Origin of the sequence: Providencia sp. PROV040 (genome assembly GCF_032706145.1) — a bacterium.
Lineage (GTDB): Bacteria > Pseudomonadota > Gammaproteobacteria > Enterobacterales > Enterobacteriaceae > Providencia > Providencia hangzhouensis.
Genome location: NZ_CP120530.1, coordinates 769,297 through 791,474, shown reverse-complemented (window position 1 = coordinate 791,474; position 22,178 = coordinate 769,297). Strand labels below are relative to the sequence as shown.

The window sequence follows — 22,178 nt, the reverse complement described above, 5'->3', positions numbered from 1 at the left end:
GCTGCCATCTTATTTGGCTTTTTCTTGCTTTGATTTATCAGGTAAAAAACCCTCAAAAATGACAAGTGCCGCACCAATACATATCGCCATATCCGCTAGGTTAAATGTCGGCCAATGCCAATTACCAACGTAAAAATCAAGGTAATCGATAACGAAGCCATGGACTAAACGGTCACTTAAATTACCGATAGCACCGCCAATAATCAATGCATAAGCAATATTTGATAGGCGTTTTTGTGCACTTTGGCGATACATCATAACCATCAAAATTACAGATATCCCAATTGCAATACCTGCAAAGAACCAACGTTGCCAACCACCTTCATCAGCCAAGAAACTGAATGCCGCTCCGAAATTTTGTGCGTACATTATGTTGAAAAATGGCATTATCGGGTGTGGCTCGTACAGATTTAGATCACTAAGCACTAATTGCTTAATGCCTAAATCCGCAACGATGATCACAATGGTCAACCATAACCAACGCAAACCGGTAGAACAAACTGGCATCTTCATTAAGCAAACTTACGCGTTTCGCCGTTACCGGCTACGTTAGTGACACAGCGACCACAAATTTCTGGTTGCTCGCTCGAAGAACCGATATCACTTGCATAATGCCAGCAACGAGGGCATTTTTCACCCGCCGCTTTACTGAAAGCAATTTTTAGGCCTTTCAATTCGCTTTCTTGCGCATCTGCTGGAGCCGTTGCAATATCAGCGACATGGGCTTGTGATGTCAGTAAAACAAAGCGTAATTCATCACCAAGGCTTTGTAGTTTTTCAGCCAGAGCTTTATCCGCATACAAAGTCACAGCGGCTTCTAATGAGCCCCCGATAAGCTTATCAGTACGCGCTTGTTCTAACACCTTATTCACTTCACCACGAACCGCTAACAACTCAGCCCAGAAGCTGTTGTTCATTTCATTTGTTTCATCTAAACCAAATAAGCCGTCATACCACTCTTCGGTAAGAACAAATTGAGCGCGTTTTCCTGATAACTCATTCCAAATTTCATCAGAAGTAAACGACAGAACCGGAGCCATCCAACGCACTAATGCTTCAACAATGTGGAATAACGCAGTTTGGCAGCTACGGCGCGCTAAGCTATCACTTTTCGCGGTGTATTGACGGTCTTTGATGATATCCAGATAAAATGACCCCATTTCAATGGAGCAGAAATGCATTAATCTTTGGATAACAGATAAGAAATCGTACTCATCATAAGCTTTGGCTATCTCTTGCTGAGCTTCTAAAGCACGGCTCACCGCCCAGCGGTCTAAAACCACCATATCTTCTGGTTTCACCATGTCGGTTTCAGGATTAAAACCATTTAAGTTAGCCAGTAAGAAACGTGCAGTATTACGAATACGGCGGTATGAGTCAGCCGCGCGTTTTAAAATTTCATCTGAAACCGCGATTTCGCCAGTGTAATCCGTTGATGCAACCCATAAACGTAAGATATCTGCACCCAGTTTATTCATGACATCTTGAGGGCTCACTGTGTTGCCTAAAGATTTAGACATTTTGCGGCCTTGGCCATCAACAGTGAAGCCATGTGTCAATACTTGGCGATAAGGTGCTTTACCTTTCATTGCGGTTGATAACATCAATGATGACATAAACCAGCCGCGGTGTTGATCTGACCCTTCAAGGTACATATCCGCTGAATTACCATGGAATTCAGGACGTGCGTCCACAACCGCAAAGTGCGTTGAACCTGAGTCAAACCATACGTCTAAGGTATCAGGTACTTTACGATATGTTTCGGCTTCATCACCCAACAGCTCTGCTGGGTCAAGATCCCACCATGCTTGGATGCCATCCACTTCAACACGCTTAGCCACTTCTTCCATTAATTCTAATGTACGAGGGTGTAACTCTTCAGTGTCTTTATGAACAAACAACGACATTGGGGTACCCCAAGTACGTTGACGAGAAATACACCAGTCTGGGCGGTTTTCAACCATTGATTCAATACGTGCGCGCCCCCAACCCGGGATCCATTGAACAATATCAATTTCTTTCAGCGATTGTTCACGTAAACCGTTTTTATCCATACCGATAAACCACTGTGGCGTAGCACGGAAGATAACTGGAGTCTTATGGCGCCAGCAGCATGGATAGCTGTGTTGAATCGCTTGTTTGTATAGTAATGCGCCTTTTTCGCTCAATAATTCAACGATAAGGTCATTAGCTTTAAAAATAAACACGCCATCTAATGTTGGGTAAGTATTTGGTAAGAAGCAACCATCTGGCCCTACAGGGTTCGCTGTTTCTAAGCCATATTTCTGACCGACCACATAGTCTTCAGGACCGTGGCCTGGTGCAGTATGAACAGCACCAGTACCCGCGTCTAATGTCACATGGTCACCCAAAATTGCAGGCACATCAAAGCCCATAAATGGATGATTGAAACGTAAAAGTTCAAGTGCAGAACCCTCACACTCCCCTAGAACTGCCCACGCTTCAACCCCTATCGTTTTCATTACCTCTTCGACAAGGTCAGCAGCTAAAATGAGTAACTCACCATTTGCTTCGATTAAATCATATTTAAACTCAGGGTTTAAAGAAATCGCACGGTTAGCTGGCAAAGTCCAAGGCGTTGTTGTCCAGATGACTAACGAAGGTGTTTTTTCGCTAACAATGCCAAATTTTTCGCACACAGCTTTGCCATCTACGGCTGGGAAGCGAACATAGATAGATGGCGAGGTTTTATCATAATATTCAACTTCAGCTTCCGCTAATGAAGAACCGCAAGCAGTACACCAGTGAACAGGTTTTGCCCCCTTCACTAAATGGCCATTTGCAATGGTTTTAGCCAATGCTCGGATAATATGAGCTTCGGTTTTAAAATCCATTGTTAGATAAGGTTTATCCCACTCACCTAAAACACCAAGACGCATGAAATCAGCTTTTTGGCCTTCAATTTGCTCTTTAGCGTATTGACGGCATTGTGCACGAAATTCAGCAGCGGAAACTTTTTCCCCTGGCTTACCGACGATTTGTTCAACTTTATGTTCAATCGGTAATCCATGGCAGTCCCAACCTGGGATGTATGGGGAATCATAGCCCGCCAACCCTTTGGACTTAATAATAATATCTTTGAGAATTTTGTTAACTGAGTGACCAATATGAATACTGCCGTTAGCATACGGAGGACCATCGTGCAGAATAAAGGTTTTCTTGCCCGATTTTGCTTTACGGATTGCCTGATACAAACCTTCTTTGTACCAGCGCTCTAACATCTGTGGTTCGCGTTTAGCGAGATCGCCACGCATTGGGAACCCTGTTTCCGGTAGATTCAGGGTATTTTTATAGTCACTCATCGATTCTCAGTTCCAATTTTCCGCTAAATTATCTGATTCCTATTGCAGTAAGATACTCTCTCGCTGCAATTACATCATTAGCAATTTGCTCCTTAAGCGCTTCCAACGAAGCAAACCGCTGCTCATCACGTAATTTCTTACGTAACACTACATCGATATGACGCCCATATAAATCCATATTTGCATCAATCAGATGAACTTCTAACTGTGTTCCTTTTCCAGATACAGTCGGACGTGTGCCAATATTTGCCACACCCGGTAAAGGCTTATCACCTAAACCGTAAACTTCTACAGCATATACACCAGTTACTGGTGTGACTAAACGTTTTAACGGTAGGTTTGCCGTTGGAAAACCTATTGTTCTACCAAGTTGGTTACCATGAACCACTCGCCCGCTAATACGATAAGAGTGCCCTAATAGGCTTTCTGCTAATTCAAGATTATTTTCTTGAATGGCTCTTCGTATCGCTGTACTGCTGATACGGAGCCCTGAATCACAAAAGCTTTCTGTATCTGCAACTTCAAAACCAAATTCACTACCCGCTTGTTGTAAAAAAGCAAAGTCCCCCATGCGATTTTTCCCAAAGCGGAAATCATCACCTATAGCGAGGTACTTTACACCAAGCTTACTGACAAGTAAGTCAGAAACAAACTCAGCAGGTGTTAATGACGCAAAGTACTGGTTAAATTCAACACATAAGAGGTAATCAATACCACTATCTGCAAGGTATTTAACTTTGTCTCGCAAACGCGTCAAACGCGCTGGCGCTTTGTCACCAATAAAAAATTCAAGGGGCTGTGGCTCAAATATCATCACGACAGTTGGCAACCCTAACTGCGCACCCTTAAGTTTCAAATTTTGAAGTAAAACCTGATGCCCACGATGAACACCATCAAAATTACCGATAGTCAGCACGCAACCATGGTGGCACGCCCGGATATTCTGTATACCGCGAATTAGCTCCATAACAGGCTCAATACCGAGGAAATTGCAGGATTATACCTTGTACGACGCATAAGGTTAACCTTAGTTCGCAAAAGGTTTCATTAAACCCTATTTTTTTGATCTCTACACGATTTTTTCCGCACTATTTTTATGCAATTAGTGGGTTATTACGCTCCCAAGCAGAGCTATTGGATTCGAATATCAAAAACTTTGGGGTAACCAATGGATTATCAATACAACAAATTTGTTCCAAGGTCTCTAAAAATATTATATTTTTATGTTTTACACTTCAATGGTTATAACCAAACGATTAAAAAGAACAAAAAACAACCACAACATGTTTAATTTTCATACTACCCACTGATTGACAGACTAAAAAATATTTTTACCCTTAGTTCTTTTTAAATTTCTGCCATCAATTATGCATTTTTTCACGCTAAGATCTGTATTCTTCTTATATTTGCTGATAGAATCTTGCACCATTCACAACGCATGAGCATCGAAGTACACGATGTTTATTTGCACAAATCCATTGACAAATGAAGGGCGAAAGGGCATATTCCTCGACCTTTGAATTGTCCTCAATAGAATACATTTGGGAGTTGGACCTTGGCTAATATCAAATCAGCTAAGAAACGTGCCGTTCAGTCAGAGAAACGTCGCCAGCATAACGCTAGCCGTCGCTCTATGGTACGTACTTTTATCAAGAAAGTTTACCTTGCTATCGCTGCAGGCGATAAAGAAGCTGCTCAGAAAGCATTCAATGACATGCAACCTATTGTTGATCGCCATGCTACTAAAGGCCTGATCCACAAAAATAAAGCAGCACGTCATAAAGCTAACTTAGTTGCTCAAATCAAAGCAATGTAATTTTGCTTCTTGATTAGCTTAAAAAAACCGGCTTATGCCGGTTTTTTATTTGTTACTATTTTTTATCTAAGCTATCAAGAGGAACTGAAAATAAATCTGAGAAATCTTTATTACACACTCGCTGCACGGCTGGGTGCTGGATCATTCTTTCTGCAAAAATAACGTAGTACTCTTCTTTTACGCTTTCTAAACGGCCTAACTCTACAATATCTTCGCCACCTAAAAGGTCAGGTGTATACTGCGATGGAGCAACAAAAATCGCGTTATAATGCATGCCAAATGCTTTCATAAGCGCTGCATCATCAAACTCACCTAACACTTCTACTTGCAGGTTTTTATTTCGTATCCAAGCTAAGATATGCCTACCTAACAAATATCGCCGCCCTGGAATCAATAAGCGACGTTCCTCTAAACATTCAGGAAATGGCTTTTTAGGGATCGGCTGACGACAAAAGAAACTCATATTGCACTCACCCAACTTCACCGAGAACAAGCCTTCTTGTTGTGATGAGTCCACAGGGCAGTCAGACAAAATCATATCTAATTTATGTTGGCTAAGCTGTTCTAATAGTAATTCATGCGTTGATTCAAAACAACGTAAATGAATTTGTTCATGCTCAACAACCGTAGTCTCTAATATTTTACTAACTAGCTGTTTTGAGAGCGTGTCTGCGACCCCAACATCAAACAATAAATTAGATTCACGGCTGTAATTGACGATATCTAGCATTTCTTGGCTAAGCATGAACATTTTATCTGCATAGCGAAAAATTAATTGCCCAAGCTCAGATGGCACCAAACCTCGCCCCTGCCTTTTAAATAACTTTCCACCTAATCGCTCTTCCAATGCTTTTATTTGCCCTGTAATTGTCTGAGGAGTCAGGTAAAGCGCTTCTGCTGCTCCGACGACAGAGCCTTCTTTACATACATGCCAGAAGTAGTAAAGATGGTTAAAATTAAGATGTGAAACCCGCATATCGATTCCTTCGGTACCGTCACTAGCTATGTAACCGCTATTGACCATACACATTTACCCGCAGCTCATACTTTTCAGAGCCTTTAAAATGAATACCGTAGTGTATTAAAAAACACACTACGGTATATCATAGATTATTAGTTCGGAAATTCTTACTAATAATTTGCAAAATTACACAATAAACTTGTACTAGGTTAGTTCTTTTTGTTTCGGTAACACTACTCTTAACATAAAGTAACCTAAAAATGCAGCTAACGTAGAACCAATCAAGATTCCTAGACGTGAATAGGTACTATACACCTCATCCAACCCATCAAATGCGAGGCCGGTTATAAAAATAGACATAGTAAAACCGATCCCACACAGTACAGAAACGGCAAAAACTTGTTTTAAATTAATCGACTCTGGCAATTTTGCAAACCCAAGTTTTACCGAAATCCAACTAAACAGAAAAATCCCAATTGGCTTACCCAAAATTAGCCCCGCAGCGACTCCTAATGGCAGTGGGCTCAACAAACCTTCAAAAGTCACACCTTGAAGTTGCACACCCGAATTAGCAAACGCAAAAATAGGTAGAATTAAGTAAACAACCCATGGATGTAAAACGTGTTCCAATTCTTCTGAAGGCTTGGTCTGGTTAGTACCATGTAAAGGGATCAAGAAGCCAACAATGACCCCTGCTAATGTGGCATGCACTCCAGATTTCAAAATGCACACCCATAATATTAACCCAATAACTAAGTAAGCCGCTGTATTCTCTACTCTACGCCAATTCATCATACAGAGAATGGCAATGCACAGTGCTGACAACCCCAATGCAACCAAGGAAACAGAACTTGTATAGAAAAAGGCAATAATCACGATAACACCAAGGTCATCAATAATAGCTAATGCTAATAAGAACACCTTAAGTTCTGTTGGTACTCGCTTACCTAATAAGGCCATCACACCTAGCGCGAAAGCAATGTCTGTAGCGGCAGGTATTGCCCAACCTTGCTGGGTAACTGCATCTCCACCATTAAATAATAAGTAAATTAATGCTGGGGCAATCATCCCTCCTAAAGCTGCGATTGCTGGAAATATCGCTTTATCACGTCCTGCAAGGGATCCTTCTAATAATTCACGCTTTACTTCAAGGCCGACCACCAAAAAGAAAATCGCCATTAGGAAATCATTAATCCATAATATCAGTGGCTTATCTAAACCAAACTCTGATATTTTAATGGATACAGGAATATCTAAAAATTGCTGATAAGCCCCTTGTAATGGTGAGTTAGCCATTATTAAAGCGACTATGGCAGCAATAATCAGAAGTAAGCCCCCTGCTGCTTCTAACCTTAAAAATTTACGAATAATTGCTGTCATATAGTTAACCCCAATGTTTTTTTGAATGTTAATACTATGCTAATTATTAATTCGTAAAAAATCGTTTATTTATCGCTTAACACTCGGAATTACCGATTTATTTGGGTTAGAGATCACGGCAAATGAGAAAAAAACGTTAATTTTACTATAGACAACTTTTATAAAAACAAATAATAAATTTTGTGATAAACAGACTTTATAAATTCAACTTTTCTAGTACATCAAAATTTATCCCTTTTATTTGCACAAGAAAAACTTGCCTGTTTCTTTCTTCGATACCTTTTGTAAAAACGATAAATATGGAAGACTATTTACAAAATATTTGCCAAACGTTTCGCAAAACAATGTGTTTAGATTGCTAATAAAATACTAATGATTACAATTTAACGATGACAACTTACGTATTACTTTCTGTGCTGTTTGCAGCTTTTTGCCATGCAAGCTGGAACGCTATAGTTAAATTTGGTAATGACCGTTTTTTCGGCCTAGTCATGATTTCTGTTTTTTCTGGCGCCTTAGCGATACCAGCAATACTTTGGTTAGGCCTACCATCACCAGAAGCTATCCATTGGTTAGCGTTATCGGTACTGTTTCATATTGGCTATACCTATTTTTTAAGTCAGGCTTATACACATGGCGATTTAAGCCAAATTTACCCAATATCACGTGGTTCTGCGCCATTAATGACAGCAGTACTAGGTGCTTTGCTATTTAATGAGCTAATTCCACTAATGGGTCTTATTGGTGTTTTGTGCATTATTAGTGGCGTAGTGCTCATTGCTTTTGCGGGTAAAAAATTCACATTGAATATTAAAGGAAAAGCACTAGTTTTTGCCTTATCAACCGCCTTCTTTACGGCTTGCTATACCCTATCCGATGGCTATGGTGCCAGAGCAAGTGAAGACCCTGTCGTGTACACACTTTGGTTGTTTCTTTTAAATGGACTTGTGTTAGCTGTACCTGGCCTTATCAAATATCGTGGTACCTTACTTGTTGGAATTCAACAATACTGGCGTTCAGGGTTGCTAGGTGGGTTAATGCAACTCATTAGCTATGGCATTGCCATATGGGCGATGAGCCAAGCACCGATTGTCATGGTCGCCGCAGTTAGAGAAACTAGCGTACTCTTTGCCATGTTTTTATCCATTGCTTTTCTTAAAGAAAAATTCAACGTCATGCGAGTCATTGCCTGTGTTGTTATTGTTTTTGGTGTTTTATTAGCAAAATTAAGTCATTAATAAAATTGTTATTATTTGAATGTTTGGTTATCAAGCAACTAATTTAGCTTTATTCAAAATCGTATTATTGCTTTTTATTTACCCATAATTGTTATATTTTCTCACCAGATATGAGGCCAAAATGTCGCTTTTAAAATCTTTACTGGCTATTTCCATTATTAGTGCTTCTTTTCCTAGTTTTTCAGCTATCCCCGCGGACACCATAATCGTAGATGGAACCATCTTAACAATGGATGCTAAAAAACAGGTTATTGACCATGGCACGGTTGTCATCAAAGGCAATAAAATTATTGCGGTTGGTGGCCCTGAACTTGCTCAAAATTATCAAGCACCTAATGTCCTGAATGTTAATGGCGATATTGTCATGCCAGGGCTAATTAACACTCACACACATGCATCTATGACCGTGTTTCGTTCCTTAGCCGATGATGTGCCAGACCGTTTACACCGTTATATTTTCCCATTAGAAAATAAAATGGTTTCCCGTGAAATGGTACGAGTTGGGGCCAACCTTGCGAATATTGAAATGATTAAAGGTGGCGTCACAACTTACGTTGATATGTATTACTTTGAAGATGAAGTGGCTAAAACCGTTGATAAAATTGGACTAAGAGCGGTTCTTGGGGAATCAGTGATTCAATTTCCCGTCGCTGATGCAAAAAATGCAGATGAAGGTATCGATTATGCAGTCAACTTTATCAATCAATACAAAGATCACCCACGTATCACCCCTGCTTTTGCGCCTCATGCGCCTTATACCAATACAACAGAGCATTTACAGAAAATAGCAAAATTATCTCAAGAACTTAATGTTCCAGTAATGATCCATCTGGCGGAAACTGACCGTGAACAAGAAGAAATAGCCAAACGTACAGGAGGGAAAAGCCCTGTACAATATATGGCTGACATTGGCGCACTGAATAATAAAGTTATTGCAGCGCACGCCATTATGGTTGATGAAAAGGATATGGATCTACTCAAGCAGTATGATGTCGGCGTTGCGCATAATATCAGTGCGAATACTAAGTCTGCTAAAGGTGTTGCCCCTGTGACAACCATGCTGGAAAAAGGGATCCGCGTTGGTTTGGGAACGGATGGACCAATGTCGAGTAATACGCTAACGACGTTAAATGAGCTAAATTTAGTCGGTAAAATTCACAAACTAGCCAATAAAGATAGAGCAGCGATGCCACCAGTCACCGTTGTTGAGATGGCGACCATGGGCTCTGCGCGGGTATTACATATGGAAGACAAACTCGGCTCTCTCGAAGCAGGGAAATTAGCTGATATCATTGTTATTGATACCAAATCACCAAATATGGTTCCTATGTATAGCCCCTATGCCGCATTAGTCTATGGCGCAAATGGAGCCAATGTTCGCCATACTATTGTTGATGGCAAAGTATTAATGCAAGACCGTAAAATACTGACTGCTGATGAAAATACAATTATCAAAGAAGCTCAAGATTTTGCCAGTAAAGTCCGCGAAACTGTGGTTGCTAGTGGTGAAGTCGTAAAATAAGATAAAAAAATGGCTGACTTGGCAATATGCTCAGTCAGCCATTCTAGCTTTTCCAATAATTAACTAATTATTTATTAGTTAAATCATCAAAGAATTTCTTAACGCCATCTAAAAAGCTTTTAGAGCGCGGGCTGTTCTTCTCACCACTCTTTCCACCTAGTGATTCACCAAACTCTTTGAGCAACTCTTTTTGTTTCTCATTGAGTTTAACTGGGGTTTCAACAACAATGTGGCACATTAAATCACCTTGCAGACCACCACGTACCGATTTCACACCTTTTCCTTTCATACGGAAAATTTTACCGGTTTGGGTTTCTGCTGGGATTTTCAGTTTTACACGGCCATCAAGGGTTGGTACTTCAATTTCGCCACCCAGTGCTGCATCAGCAAAGTTAATTGGAACCTCACAGTGCAGGTTATTACCATCACGCTCAAAAATATTATGAGGCAATACATGAACCTGAACGAATAAATCTCCTGCTGGTGCCCCGTTTTCTCCGGCCTCACCTTCTCCTGACAAGCGAACACGGTCACCTGTATCTACACCTGCTGGAATTTTAACTGACAGTGTTTTATATCTTTCAACACGGCCATGGCCATGACATTTGTTGCATGGATCTTTGATAACTTTACCGCGACCATGACACGTTGGACAAGGCTGTTGTACAGAGAAAAAGCCTTGGCGCATATGGACTTGGCCCATACCGTGACAGGTTGAGCACGTATCCGCACTAGTTCCTGGTTTCGCACCATTACCATGACAAACGTCACAGGTTTCCAAGGTTGGAATACGGATTTCTTTGGTCACTCCACGGACAGCCTCTTCGAGAGTCAGTTCCATGTTGTACTGTAGGTCAGAACCACGGCTTGGGCGCTGCTGTCTGCGGCCGCCTCCAAAAATATCACCGAAGACGTCACCAAAGATATCACTAAAGTCCGCACCACCGAAGCCACCGCCTCCGCCCATTCCACCTTGCTCAAACGCAGCATGACCATACTGGTCATAAGCCGCACGTTTTTGCTCGTCAGAAAGAACTTCGTAAGCTTCTTTGATCTCTTTAAATTTATCTTCTGAACCTTTATCACCCTGATTACGGTCAGGGTGATGCTTCATCGCTAAGCGCTTATAAGCACGCTTAATATCTTTATCCGATGCATTTCTTTCGAGGCCTAATACCTCATAAAAATCTCTTTTTGCCATTTAATTTTACCCTTAACATGCGGAACGGGCGTAGAGTTGCCTCGACGCCCGTATCCGGTATCAGTAACCATTAACTATCATTTGCTATAGCTACTGCGCCCGCTAAGGGCATTATTTTTTGTCTTTGTCGTTAACTTCTTCGAATTCAGCATCAACAACATCATCATCTTTTTTCGCTTCTGCGCCAGCGCCAGCTGCACCGCCCGCTTGAGCTTGTTGCTGTGCGATTTCCAGAAGTTTTGCAGATGCCGTGACTAAAGCTTGGATTTTCGCTTCAATATCCGCTTTGTCTTCACCTTTTGCTGCTGCTTCTAATTCAGAAGTTGCTTTTTCGATACTCGCTTTATCTTCAGCTGGTAATTTATCACCAGCTTCTTCGATTTGTTTACGAGTACCGTGAACTAATTGGTCAGCTTGGTTACGAACCTGAACTAGCTCTTCAAATTTACGGTCAGCTTCAGCGTTTGCTTCTGCGTCACGTACCATTTTTTCGATTTCCTCATCATTCAGACCTGAAGAAGCCTTAATGGTGATGTTTTGCTCACGTCCACTATTTTTATCTTTAGCAGAAACATGCAAGATACCATCCGCATCGATATCAAAAGTCACTTCGATTTGTGGCATACCACGTGGTGCAGGTTGAATACCATCTAAGTTAAACTGCCCCAGTGATTTATTGTCACTTGCGCGTTTACGCTCACCTTGCAGAACATGGATAGTTACCGCTGCTTGGTTATCTTCAGCTGTTGAGAACACTTGGCTATGTTTAGTTGGGATAGTGGTATTCTTCGCAATTAACGAAGTCATCACGCCACCCATGGTTTCGATACCTAAAGACAGAGGAGTTACGTCAAGTAACAGAACGTCTTTAACATCACCCGCTAAAACACCACCTTGAACTGCCGCACCCATTGCAACTGCTTCATCTGGGTTAACGTCTTTACGTGGTTCTTTACCAAAGAAATCAGCAACAACTTTTTGAACCATTGGCATACGTGTTTGACCACCAACTAAGATAACATCGTTGATTTCGCTCACGCTTAAGCCTGCGTCTTGCAGAGCAACTTTAACTGGCTCCATAGAACGCTTAACTAAATCTTCTACCAGTGACTCTAATTTCGCACGAGTCACTTTAATATTCATGTGTTTAGGACCTGTTGCATCTGCTGTAATATACGGCAGGTTAACATCTGTTTGTTGTGCAGAAGACAGCTCAATTTTCGCTTTTTCTGCAGCTTCTTTCAGACGTTGCATTGCTAACGGGTCGTTACGCAGGTCAACACCTTGTTCTTTCTTAAATTCTTCAACTAAGTAGTTGATTAAACGTGTATCAAAGTCTTCACCACCTAAGTGTGTGTCACCATTGGTAGCCAGAACTTCATACGTTTTTTCGCCATCAACTTCATCGATTTCGATGATTGATAAGTCGAATGTACCACCACCTAAGTCATAAACCGCGATAGTACGGTTACCAACTTCTCTGTCTAAGCCATATGCTAATGCAGCTGCTGTTGGTTCGTTAATGATACGTTTTACTTCTAAACCAGCAATACGGCCAGCATCTTTAGTCGCTTGACGCTGAGCATCGTTAAAGTAAGCAGGTACAGTAATAACTGCTTCTGTTACTGGCTCACCTAAATAGTCTTCTGCTGTTTTCTTCATTTTTTTCAGAACTTCAGCTGAAACTTGTGGTGGAGCCATTTTTTGGCCTTTCACATCTAACCAAGCATCGCCGTTATCAGCCGCAATGATTTTATATGGCATGATAGAAACGTCGCGCTGAACTTCTTCGTCTTGGAAACGACGACCAATCAAACGTTTAATTGCAAATAAAGTATTTTCTGGGTTAGTCACTGCCTGACGTTTCGCTGGCTGACCAACTAAAATTTCACCATCTTGAGTGTACGCAATGATGGAAGGAGTAGTTCTATCACCTTCGCTGTTCTCCAGAACACGAGCTGTAGTACCATCCATAATTGCAACGCATGAGTTAGTTGTACCCAAGTCGATACCAATAATTTTACCCATCTAAAACGCCTCCAAAGGAATTCTTTTCACTATGATTTCGATATCAATCTATATGAGGCTCAATATTTCATTTTCAAGGGAGTTTTCACTCTGAGCCTAAATTATTTTTCAATACGCAATAATTTGGATTGATATCAGTTGATGCTTTTAAGATGGGGTCACAAATTCATTCATCAAGGGGGAGAATCAAAAAAATTTGCATTTATTGCAAAAAAACCTGTCTTGTGATCATGGTTTAAACAATTAAAACTGCGTATGATGCGCCGCCGCTGTCACTTTGGCAAAACCTTTTTGTTTTTATCTATTTGAATTTTTTATATTTTACCAGAGGTTATATGCAGTCTAGCTCTCTTGCAAATCCAGGCCCACTTGGTTTACTAGGCTTTGGTATGACAACCATCCTGCTGAATATTCATAATGCAGGTTTTTTCCCTCTTTCATCCGTTATTTTAAGTATGGGCATTTTTTATGGTGGTATTGCTCAATTTATTGCAGGTCTGATTGAATACAAAAAAGGCAATACATTCGGTGCAACTGCATTTACCTCTTACGGTATGTTTTGGATTGCATTAGTGGGGTTATTATTTTTGCCTTCAATGGGATTAGCCGAAGCAACTTCACCTGAGTTTTTAGGTGTTTTCCTCGCTATTTGGGGAATTTTTACCTTTTTCATGTTTTTAGGAACCTTCAAAGCTAATTTTGTTTTGCAATTTGTCTTTGGTAGCTTAACTGTATTATTCGCTTTATTAGCGATTGGCAATATTACGGGAAATGCAGCATTACTAAAATTTGCTGGTTTTGAAGGAATTATCTGTGGCGCTAGCGCATTTTATTTAGCGGTCGCAGAAATATTAAATGAGCAATATGGCAAAACGGTATTACCGATTGGCCAACGTGGTTAAATTTAACTAACGTATGTGATTTTATGCATTAAATATTATTAATCAGGTGAGCTAAGTCTCACCTGATTACATCGCAAACTATTCAGGACGAATTGCGGATTTAGGCCTAAATGCCTTCACAACCGTAGGGTCTGTTTCTACATATGGGCCATCAAGCAATTGAATACAATAAGGAACACTGGCAAAAATACCAGAAACTACTACATTCCCTTCTTTGTCTTTTAAACCTTCCAGAGTTTCCGCGATCGCTTTAGGCTGCCCAGGTAAATTTAAAATCAGAGCCTGATTGCGTATGACCCCCACTTGGCGTGACAGTATCGCAGTAGGGACGAACTTTAGGCTAATTTGGCGCATTTGTTCGCCGAAGCCTGGCATTTCACGGTCTGCAATCGCAAGGGTTGCATCAGGTGTGACATCACGACGAGCAGGTCCTGTGCCACCTGTGGTTAGGACTAAATGGCAAGCAAATTCATCCACCAGCTCACATAATGTTTGCTCTATCATGATTTGCTCATCAGGGATCAGGCGAGTTTCGATACGAAAAGGGGTTGTCAACGTTTTCGCTAACCACTCTTCTAATGCGGGAATGCCTTTGTCTTCATAAATACCACTCGAAGCACGATCAGAAACAGAAACCAGACCTATGCGCAATTCATCCATACAAACCTCAAAGAAATTATTCAATCAAAAACTGTTCACTTAATAATAAACAGGGGCAATATCATACCATGATGAACGATTGCATAAAGCGCCCTTGATTTTATATCTTGAAATTGAGAACTAACTCAATGAAAAATAGGTATAAAAAAACCCAACCAACTGGCTGGGTTTGAAAGAAAAAACGAAACAAATTACAGTAAATCTGCAATCATTTTTTCCAGTTTTTCTTGGTCTACTGCAAACTTACGGATACCGTCAGACAGTTTATCAACCGCCATTGGGTCTTGGTTGTGCTGCCAATAGAACTCTGCTTCAGTCAACTTAGCGCCTGGCTCTTTAGTTTTACCTGTATCAGTCAGTTTACGTACTAATTCACCTTGTGATTCAGACAGCTCTTTTAATAAGCCTGGAGAGATAGTTAAACGGTCACAACCTGCTAGTTCAATGATTTCACCCACGTTACGGAAGCTTGCGCCCATAACCACAGTTTTATAACCGTGAGCTTTGTAGTAGTTGTAGATTTCAGTAACAGAAACCACACCTGGGTCTTCATGTGGTGCGAATTCTTTCTTATCTGTATTCGCTTTGTACCAGTCAAGAATACGGCCCACAAATGGAGAAATCAGGTATACACCCGCTTCCGCACAAGCACGAGCTTGAGCAAAAGAGAATAATAAAGTCAGGTTACAGTTAATGCCTTCTTTTTCCAGTTTCTCTGCAGCACGGATACCCTGCCAAGTTGAAGCCAGTTTGATCAGAATACGGTCATTGCTAATACCTGCATCGTTATACATTTTGATTAAGTGACGCGCTTTAGCAATACAAGCTTCTTCATCATAAGACAGGCGCGCATCAACTTCAGTAGAAATACGACCTGGAACTAATTTCAGAATTTCCAGACCGATATTAACAGCCAGCTTGTCACAAGCATCAACAATTTGTTGCTCGCGATTATTGCTTTGCTTACGAGCCCATTCTACCGCTTCATCAATTAATTTACGGTACTCAGGAATTTGTGCAGCATTTAAGATCAGCGAGGGATTTGTGGTCGCGTCTTGTGGTTTGTAAAGCTTCATCGCTTCGATGTCGCCAGTATCAGCAACAACAGTTGTCAGACTACGTAATGAGGTTAGTTTATCGGTCATTTCTTTAATCTCGTTGTTATACCCGTCATATTCCAAGTTGTAGCGGTGGTTAGCTACCTACAATTCTTGCGACTCTTGTGGTGTAGGCTAACAAACTGCAACTTGAATTACTTTGCGTATTATAAAGGAATTGTGGCTATCGCCGCACCGTCTACAGATAATATCATGCATCCATATTGCTGCAAGCAAGTAAATCTAGTCAAAAGCAACTATTTGATTGGCAATCGGTTTCGCTAGCCAATTAGAAACTGAATCCTTTTAGCTAGTTATATTGTGCTATCATTGTAATTAAAGAATAATATTGGTTTGGCTTATCGTATCAATTAGCCAATTAGGAAGAATTTTTGCTAAAGTAAGCAGTATCATTCTTTATAAAGGGTCAAGTCATGCTTATTACAATTTCACCTGCAAAAACATTAGACTACGAAAGCCCACTTGCGACACAGCAGTTTACTCAGCCTGAATTACTTACTGAGTCACAAAAATTAATTAATGTCTGTCGTAAATTAACCCCTGCAGATATTGCCAGTTTAATGAAAATTAGTGACAAGCTTGCGGGGCTCAATGCTGCCCGTTTTGCAGAATGGCATGCGGACTTTACCCCAGAAAATGCACGCCAAGCGATCCTTGCCTTCAAAGGGGATGTGTATACTGGTATGCAAGCAGAAACCTTTTCTCAAGACGATTTTGCGTTTGCTCAATCTCATTTACGCATATTATCAGGTCTTTACGGTATCTTAAGACCGCTAGATTTAATGCAACCTTACCGCTTAGAAATGGGAATTCGATTAAAAAACACCCGTGGAAAAGATTTATATGAGTTTTGGGGAGACATCATCACCAAGCAATTAAATCACGCATTAGCGGAGCAAAAAGATCAAATATTAGTCAACCTTGCCTCAGATGAATATTTTAAATCGGTGAATACAAAGAAATTGGACGGGCAAATTATCAAGCCTATTTTCCTTGATGAAAAAAATGGTAAATATAAAGTTATCAGTTTTTATGCAAAAAAAGCGCGGGGTTTAATGAGCCGCTTTATCATCCAAAATAAATTAACGAAAACAGACCAACTGGCTGATTTTAATTTAGAAGGCTATCAATTTGATGAAAGCCAATCTAAAGGTAACGAGCTGGTATTTACCCGCTCAGAGCAAGCCTAATATACAAAACGTGGGGATTGGTACGCAGCCGATACCCACGAATGCCAAAATACTTCACTCTTTTTTCGGGCTCTATCACAATTTACTCATAAACCTTCTAGTCAAGAACAAATTAGCATTGATTCCTCAGCCTACTTTTTAGCTTTATGACAGTATAAATTGAGTTTTACCCACTATTTTGGAGGTGAAGTATGCCTTATGTTGCATCATCAAAGCGCTATACTGAAATGGAATATCGTTTATGTGGCCGTAGCGGATTACGCTTACCACTGATTTCATTAGGGTTATGGCACAACTTTGGCGATAACAAACCCTTTGATAATTGCCAAGCCATGCTTCGCCATGCTTTTGACCTTGGGATCACCCATTTTGATCTTGCTAATAATTATGGGCCACCACCAGGCTCTGCCGAAAGTACATTTGGCAAAATTATGCAGCGGGATTTTCTGCCTTATCGCGATGAAATGGTTATTTCATCAAAAGCGGGTTTCACTATGTGGGATGGCCCTTATGGCGACTGGGGAAGTAAAAAATACTTAGTTGCAAGCCTAAACCAAAGTTTAAAGCGAATGGGATTAGATTATGTAGATATATTTTATCATCATCGACCTGATCCCAATACTCCATTAGAAGAAACCATGGGAGCGCTGGATCTCATAGTTCGCCAAGGAAAAGCCCTGTATGTGGGGATTTCTAATTACCCAACCAATTTAGCCAAAGAAGCCATTAATATTCTCAATGAATTAGGAACCCCTTGCCTGATTCACCAACCTAGATATTCCATGCTAGAACGTACTCCCGAAGAAGATTTACTCGATTTACTGGAAGAAGAAGGCGTTGGCTCTATCGCATACTCTCCATTGGCTGGTGGGATATTAACCGATCGCTACCTTAATGGCATCCCTGCTGATTCACGTGCTGCAGGTAATCCTTCTTTGCCCCCAGAAAGACTCACGTCAAACATTTTATCAAAGGTTAAACAACTGAATGAACTGGCAACAAAAAGAGGACAAAAGCTAAACCAAATGGCATTAGCATGGCTACTGAGACACGACAGGATCACTTCCGTTCTCATTGGCGCAAGCCGTATCAGCCAAATTGATGATGCAATGGGGATACTAAAAAATCGTAATTTTACGCAAGAAGAACTCAAAGCCATCGAATTAATATTAGAAGGCGAATAAAACACACAAGTTGCAGGATATCCTGCAACTTAATAAATTTTATCTCAATTAACGATATTCCCCATTTGCTTTAAACTGCACCACAGAATAAGGCTGAGTACGGCCATCTGGCTGCTCCATCCCTAGGCTACCAATTGGCATACCCGGAACAGAAATCCCTACCACATCCGCTGGTAAGGCATCAATCGCATCAAGACTGCTGACAGGAACATGGCCAACAATCACTTTACCTTTGTATTTAGCGATATGACAGCTGCGTAAGTTATAAGGCACATTCAGCTCATCATTCAGTTTGTTCAACTCATCATAACTGATTTCATTGACCACAACGTCATACCCTGCTTTTTTAACTCCTTCTCCCCATAATTGGCAGCAACCACAGTTTGCATCTTTATACAATTGCACGCTCTGGTTTTGAGAAAATGCAGAAAATGACAGTAAAAACATTCCACCTAAAATTATCTTCTTCATTGCTATTTACCTTATCAATAATAATGACTAGTACTTAAAAAGTGTCTATTTTTTATGGCGTAACTGACAGATTAATTTATAAGCCGCAGGAATGATAAATAGGGATAATAACGGTGCAGTTATCATTCCACCAATCATCGGTGCAGCAATACGGCTCATCACTTCTGAACCGACTCCTGTTCCAAGTAATATTGGCAATAAACCGGCTAAAATTACGGCAACTGTCATGGCTTTAGGGCGAACACGTAAAACTGCGCCTTCATATAATGCACGGTCTAAATCTTGGTTTGATAGCTTGCTTATTCCTTGCTGTTTTTCTTTATCTTCGATTGCATGGCGTAAATAAATCAACATAACTACGCCAAATTCAGCCGCGACACCTGCCAATGCAATAAATCCAGTTCCTGTTGCAACTGACAAATTAAAGTTCATCCAATAAAGGAACCAAATCGCGCCCACTAAAGCAAAAGGTAAACTTAATAAAATCAGTAAAGCTTCACTAAATCGTCTAAAGGCTAAATAAAGCAGTACAAAAATAATCATGATGGTCGCGGGAACCATTAACATTAATTTTTGGTTAGCCCTTTCGAGTAATTCAAATTGCCCCGTAAAGGAATAGCTAAGACCCGGCCTCATTTGAATATTATCTTTTATTGCTGTATCAATATCTTTAATAACAGAAACCATATCACGATCACGTGCATCAATATAAATCCAACTAGTCGGTCTGGCGTTCTCTGTTTTCAACATGGGAGCGCCCATATTCACGGAGACATCTGCAACATCACTAAGTACTATTTGCTGTTTGTTTGGCGTTAAAATTGGTAATAACTTCATCGCAGATACACTATTTCGGTAATCTTGAGGATATCTTATGCTAATTGGGTAACGCTCAATCCCTTCAACTGTTTCCCCAATCATTTCCCCACCAGTGGCCATTGAAATATACACTTGTACGTCGCTGACACTCATACCAAAACGAGCCGCTTTTTCTCTATCAATTTTGACATCAATATAGCGTCCGCCTACCAACCTCTCAGCCAAAACTGAAACCACCCCCGGTACCGATTTTGTGACTTTTTCAATTTCTTGGGCTAATGCATCGATTTCTTCAAGATCCCTGCCTGATACTTTAATACCTATAGGGCTTTTGACTCCCGTAGATAACATATCAATACGGTTACGAATAGGTGGAACCCATAAGTTTGCAACCCCAGGTAAACGTACAGTTTCATCGAGCTCATCAATAATTTTTTCGAGTGTCATTCCTTCTCGCCACTGTGCTTGCGGCTTCAAACGTATCGTTGTTTCAATCATTTCCATCGGGGCTGAATCCGTTGCTGTTTCAGCTTTACCAACTTTTCCAAATACCGTATCCACCTCTGGAATAGTTTTGATTAACTTATCCGTATTTTGTAGTAAAAATGCCGCTTGTGCAGGCGAAACACCCGGTAATGTTGAAGGCATATAAAGTAAGTCACCTTCATTAATTGCAGGAAGAAATTCACCACCTAAATGTTTTAATGGCCATATCACCGTAAATAAAGATAAGAAACCAATTAATAAGGTGGTTTTCGGCCACGCTAATACCTTAATTAAAATAGGGCTATAGAGTGAGATCAACCAACGATTCAGTGGGTTTTTATTTTCATTTGGAATATTACCGCGGATCCAATATCCCATTAGAATTGGAATAACAATCAGCGCTAAAGCCGCAGCACCCGCCATGGCATAGGTTTTTGTGAATGCAAGTGGACCAAATAAACGGCCTTCTTGCCCTTCCAACGTAAAGATAGGAATAAAAGACAATGTGATAATTAATAAACTGATAAATAATGCAGGCCCAACTTCAACAGCGGAATCCGTAATAACTTTCCAACGCTGGGCATTATCAATGACTTTATCTTCATTTTCATGTTGCCATTTTTCTAATTTTTTATGTGCATTTTCGATCATAACAATGGCGGCATCCACCATGGCTCCGATCGCAATTGCAATGCCCCCTAACGACATAATATTTGCATTTATTCCTTGGTAGCGCATGACGATAAAGGCAATAAATAATCCAAGGGGCAAAGAAATAATTGCCACGAGAGCAGAACGGAAATGCCATAAAAAAACGGCACACACTAATGCGACAACAATAAATTCTTCTAGTAACTTATAACTTAAATTATCAATCGCGTTATCAATAAGAATGCTTCTATCATAAGTCGTGATAATTTCGATGCCTTCCGGCAAGCTAGCACTTAAATCTTCAAGTTTCTGTTTTACATCCTGAATCACATTACGTGCATTTTCACCAGAGCGAAGCAGAATAATTCCCCCAACGACCTCACCTTCTCCATTTAGCTCAGCAACCCCACGACGCATTTCGGGGCCTTCCTGTATTCGAGCAACATCTTGTAGGTAAATAGGTACACCATTTTCTGGCGTTTTTAGGTAGATTTTATTGAAGTCATCAATAGATTGAAGATAACCACTTGCTCTAACCATATATTCAGCTTCAGCAATTTCAATCGATGAACCACCGGCTTCTTGGTTAGCCATTTCAACGGCCTGTTTTATTTCAGGTAATGTCACTGAAAATTGGCTGAGCTTGAGTGGGTCAACTAAGATTTGGTAAGATTTAACCACACCGCCAACGGTTGCCACTTCTGAAACATTAGGCAAAGCCTTCAATTCATATTTCAAAAACCAATCTTGTAATGAACGTAGTTCTGCTAGATTATGTTTTCCAGTTTTATCCACTAAAGCATATTCAAAAATCCAACCAACACCTGTCGCATCAGGGCCAATGGAGGCTACTGCACCTTTGGGTAATTGGTTTTGGACTTGATTTAAATATTCTAAAACTCGTGAACGAGCCCAGTATAAATCTGTATTATCTTCAAAAATAACATAAACATATGAGTCACCAAATGCAGAAAACCCCCGTACCGTTTTTGCTCCTGGCACAGATAGCATCGTCGTCGTTATCGGGTAGGTAACTTGGTTTTCGACCAGTTGCGGAGCTTGCCCTGGATAAGTGGTTTTGATGATCACTTGTACATCAGATAAGTCAGGTAATGCATCAACTGGTGTACTGCGAATGCTCCAAATACCCGCAATGACTAAAAACACGACTCCCATTAACACTAGAAATCGGTTAGCAACCGAGCGTCTTATAATCCATTCCAACATA

Annotated in this window: 17 protein-coding genes; 6 read left to right on the top strand and 11 right to left on the bottom strand. The window is 40.6% G+C overall.

Annotated elements, in window-relative coordinates; translation table 11 throughout:
* Positions 1-9: 9 nt before the first annotated feature.
* Genes lspA through ribF form a run of 3 tightly spaced genes read right to left on the bottom strand, consistent with a single transcriptional unit; the run spans position 10 to position 4,290 of the window.
* Positions 10-513 carry a signal peptidase II gene (gene lspA / locus P3L40_RS03420; RefSeq protein ID WP_210853490.1) on the bottom strand — a complete coding sequence of 168 codons (504 nt, stop codon included), beginning with the start codon at positions 511-513 and terminating at the stop codon, positions 10-12.
* Entirely contained in the window at positions 513-3,323 is a 2,811-nt protein-coding gene (gene ileS / locus P3L40_RS03415; protein ID WP_136134516.1) for an isoleucine--tRNA ligase, read from the bottom strand. Before ileS ends, lspA begins: the two co-directional genes overlap by 1 nt.
* A gap of 28 nt (positions 3,324-3,351) precedes the next feature.
* A complete protein-coding gene (gene ribF, locus P3L40_RS03410) occupies positions 3,352-4,290 on the bottom strand; it encodes a bifunctional riboflavin kinase/FAD synthetase (protein ID WP_210853492.1) in 939 nt (312 codons plus the stop codon).
* Positions 4,291-4,878: 588 nt separating this feature from the next.
* Between ribF and rpsT the strand changes: the two genes are divergently transcribed.
* The gene (gene rpsT, locus P3L40_RS03405) at positions 4,879-5,139 is read left to right on the top strand and encodes a 30S ribosomal protein S20 (RefSeq protein WP_004914688.1); all 261 of its coding nucleotides are present in this window, start codon (positions 4,879-4,881) and stop codon (positions 5,137-5,139) included.
* Positions 5,140-5,194: 55 nt separating this feature from the next.
* On the opposite strand, the gene nhaR is transcribed toward rpsT, so the two are convergent.
* Together nhaR and nhaA are read right to left on the bottom strand one after the other, a co-directional pair.
* Positions 5,195-6,115 carry a transcriptional activator NhaR gene (gene nhaR, locus P3L40_RS03400; RefSeq protein ID WP_004914690.1) on the bottom strand — a complete coding sequence of 307 codons (921 nt, stop codon included), beginning with the start codon at positions 6,113-6,115 and terminating at the stop codon, positions 5,195-5,197.
* Positions 6,116-6,304: 189 nt separating this feature from the next.
* On the bottom strand, positions 6,305-7,480 hold the full coding sequence (nhaA, locus tag P3L40_RS03395) for a Na+/H+ antiporter NhaA (protein WP_004905642.1): 1,176 nt from the start codon (positions 7,478-7,480) through the stop codon (positions 6,305-6,307).
* Between the two features lie 389 nt (positions 7,481-7,869).
* On the opposite strand from nhaA, the gene P3L40_RS03390 reads away from it, so the two are divergent.
* Positions 7,870-8,718: an EamA family transporter gene (locus P3L40_RS03390; RefSeq protein WP_196732355.1), complete on the top strand. Its 849-nt coding sequence runs from the start codon at positions 7,870-7,872 to the stop codon at positions 8,716-8,718.
* 121 nt (positions 8,719-8,839) lie between these two features.
* Positions 8,840-10,240 (top strand): amidohydrolase, encoded by a 1,401-nt coding sequence (locus P3L40_RS03385; protein WP_196732357.1) that lies wholly within the window; start codon positions 8,840-8,842, stop codon positions 10,238-10,240.
* Positions 10,241-10,307: 67 nt separating this feature from the next.
* Here the strand turns inward: P3L40_RS03385 and dnaJ are convergent, their stop codons facing one another.
* Together dnaJ and dnaK are read right to left on the bottom strand one after the other, a co-directional pair.
* Positions 10,308-11,441, bottom strand: coding sequence for a molecular chaperone DnaJ (gene dnaJ, locus P3L40_RS03380; RefSeq protein WP_004905648.1), 1,134 nt, complete (start codon positions 11,439-11,441; stop codon positions 10,308-10,310).
* A 111-nt stretch (positions 11,442-11,552) separates the two neighbouring features.
* Positions 11,553-13,469: a molecular chaperone DnaK gene (dnaK, locus tag P3L40_RS03375; protein ID WP_136134514.1), complete on the bottom strand. Its 1,917-nt coding sequence runs from the start codon at positions 13,467-13,469 to the stop codon at positions 11,553-11,555.
* A gap of 335 nt (positions 13,470-13,804) precedes the next feature.
* Here dnaK and satP point away from each other — a divergent pair, with 335 nt between their 5' ends.
* Positions 13,805-14,371 (top strand): acetate uptake transporter, encoded by a 567-nt coding sequence (gene satP / locus P3L40_RS03370; protein WP_004905651.1) that lies wholly within the window; start codon positions 13,805-13,807, stop codon positions 14,369-14,371.
* Between the two features lie 78 nt (positions 14,372-14,449).
* Here the strand turns inward: satP and mog are convergent, their stop codons facing one another.
* Together mog and tal are read right to left on the bottom strand one after the other, a co-directional pair.
* Positions 14,450-15,031, bottom strand: coding sequence for a molybdopterin adenylyltransferase (gene mog, locus P3L40_RS03365; protein ID WP_004905653.1), 582 nt, complete (start codon positions 15,029-15,031; stop codon positions 14,450-14,452).
* Positions 15,032-15,222: 191 nt separating this feature from the next.
* Positions 15,223-16,176 (bottom strand): transaldolase, encoded by a 954-nt coding sequence (tal, locus tag P3L40_RS03360; protein ID WP_036958561.1) that lies wholly within the window; start codon positions 16,174-16,176, stop codon positions 15,223-15,225.
* Between the two features lie 386 nt (positions 16,177-16,562).
* Between tal and yaaA the strand changes: the two genes are divergently transcribed.
* Together yaaA and P3L40_RS03350 are read left to right on the top strand one after the other, a co-directional pair.
* The gene (gene yaaA / locus P3L40_RS03355) at positions 16,563-17,339 is read left to right on the top strand and encodes a peroxide stress protein YaaA (protein ID WP_004905658.1); all 777 of its coding nucleotides are present in this window, start codon (positions 16,563-16,565) and stop codon (positions 17,337-17,339) included.
* Between the two features lie 191 nt (positions 17,340-17,530).
* Complete coding sequence (locus P3L40_RS03350; protein WP_094961928.1) at positions 17,531-18,523, top strand: aldo/keto reductase; 993 nt, start codon at positions 17,531-17,533, stop codon at positions 18,521-18,523.
* 48 nt (positions 18,524-18,571) lie between these two features.
* Here the strand turns inward: P3L40_RS03350 and P3L40_RS03345 are convergent, their stop codons facing one another.
* On the bottom strand, positions 18,572-18,994 hold the full coding sequence (locus tag P3L40_RS03345) for a DUF411 domain-containing protein (protein ID WP_004905661.1): 423 nt from the start codon (positions 18,992-18,994) through the stop codon (positions 18,572-18,574).
* 45 nt (positions 18,995-19,039) lie between these two features.
* Complete coding sequence (locus tag P3L40_RS03340) at positions 19,040-22,177, bottom strand: efflux RND transporter permease subunit (protein WP_210853494.1); 3,138 nt, start codon at positions 22,175-22,177, stop codon at positions 19,040-19,042.
* Position 22,178 lies beyond the last annotated feature (1 nt).

Bases quoted from the DNA above. Each gene is read 5' to 3' on its own strand.
- P3L40_RS03390 (WP_196732355.1), top strand. From the start codon at position 7,870: ATGACAACTTACGTATTACTTTCTGTGCTGTTTGCAGCTTTTTGCCAT.
- dnaJ (WP_004905648.1), bottom strand. From the start codon at position 11,441: ATGGCAAAAAGAGATTTTTATGAGGTATTAGGCCTCGAAAGAAATGCA.
- ribF (WP_210853492.1), bottom strand. From the start codon at position 4,290: ATGGAGCTAATTCGCGGTATACAGAATATCCGGGCGTGCCACCATGGT.
- yaaA (WP_004905658.1), top strand. From the start codon at position 16,563: ATGCTTATTACAATTTCACCTGCAAAAACATTAGACTACGAAAGCCCA.
- P3L40_RS03350 (WP_094961928.1), top strand. From the start codon at position 17,531: ATGCCTTATGTTGCATCATCAAAGCGCTATACTGAAATGGAATATCGT.
- mog (WP_004905653.1), bottom strand. From the start codon at position 15,031: ATGGATGAATTGCGCATAGGTCTGGTTTCTGTTTCTGATCGTGCTTCG.
- tal (WP_036958561.1), bottom strand. From the start codon at position 16,176: ATGACCGATAAACTAACCTCATTACGTAGTCTGACAACTGTTGTTGCT.
- lspA (WP_210853490.1), bottom strand. From the start codon at position 513: ATGAAGATGCCAGTTTGTTCTACCGGTTTGCGTTGGTTATGGTTGACC.
- satP (WP_004905651.1), top strand. From the start codon at position 13,805: ATGCAGTCTAGCTCTCTTGCAAATCCAGGCCCACTTGGTTTACTAGGC.
- nhaR (WP_004914690.1), bottom strand. From the start codon at position 6,115: ATGCGGGTTTCACATCTTAATTTTAACCATCTTTACTACTTCTGGCAT.
- P3L40_RS03345 (WP_004905661.1), bottom strand. From the start codon at position 18,994: ATGAAGAAGATAATTTTAGGTGGAATGTTTTTACTGTCATTTTCTGCA.
- dnaK (WP_136134514.1), bottom strand. From the start codon at position 13,469: ATGGGTAAAATTATTGGTATCGACTTGGGTACAACTAACTCATGCGTT.
- P3L40_RS03385 (WP_196732357.1), top strand. From the start codon at position 8,840: ATGTCGCTTTTAAAATCTTTACTGGCTATTTCCATTATTAGTGCTTCT.
- ileS (WP_136134516.1), bottom strand. From the start codon at position 3,323: ATGAGTGACTATAAAAATACCCTGAATCTACCGGAAACAGGGTTCCCA.
- nhaA (WP_004905642.1), bottom strand. From the start codon at position 7,480: ATGACAGCAATTATTCGTAAATTTTTAAGGTTAGAAGCAGCAGGGGGC.
- P3L40_RS03340 (WP_210853494.1), bottom strand. From the start codon at position 22,177: ATGTTGGAATGGATTATAAGACGCTCGGTTGCTAACCGATTTCTAGTG.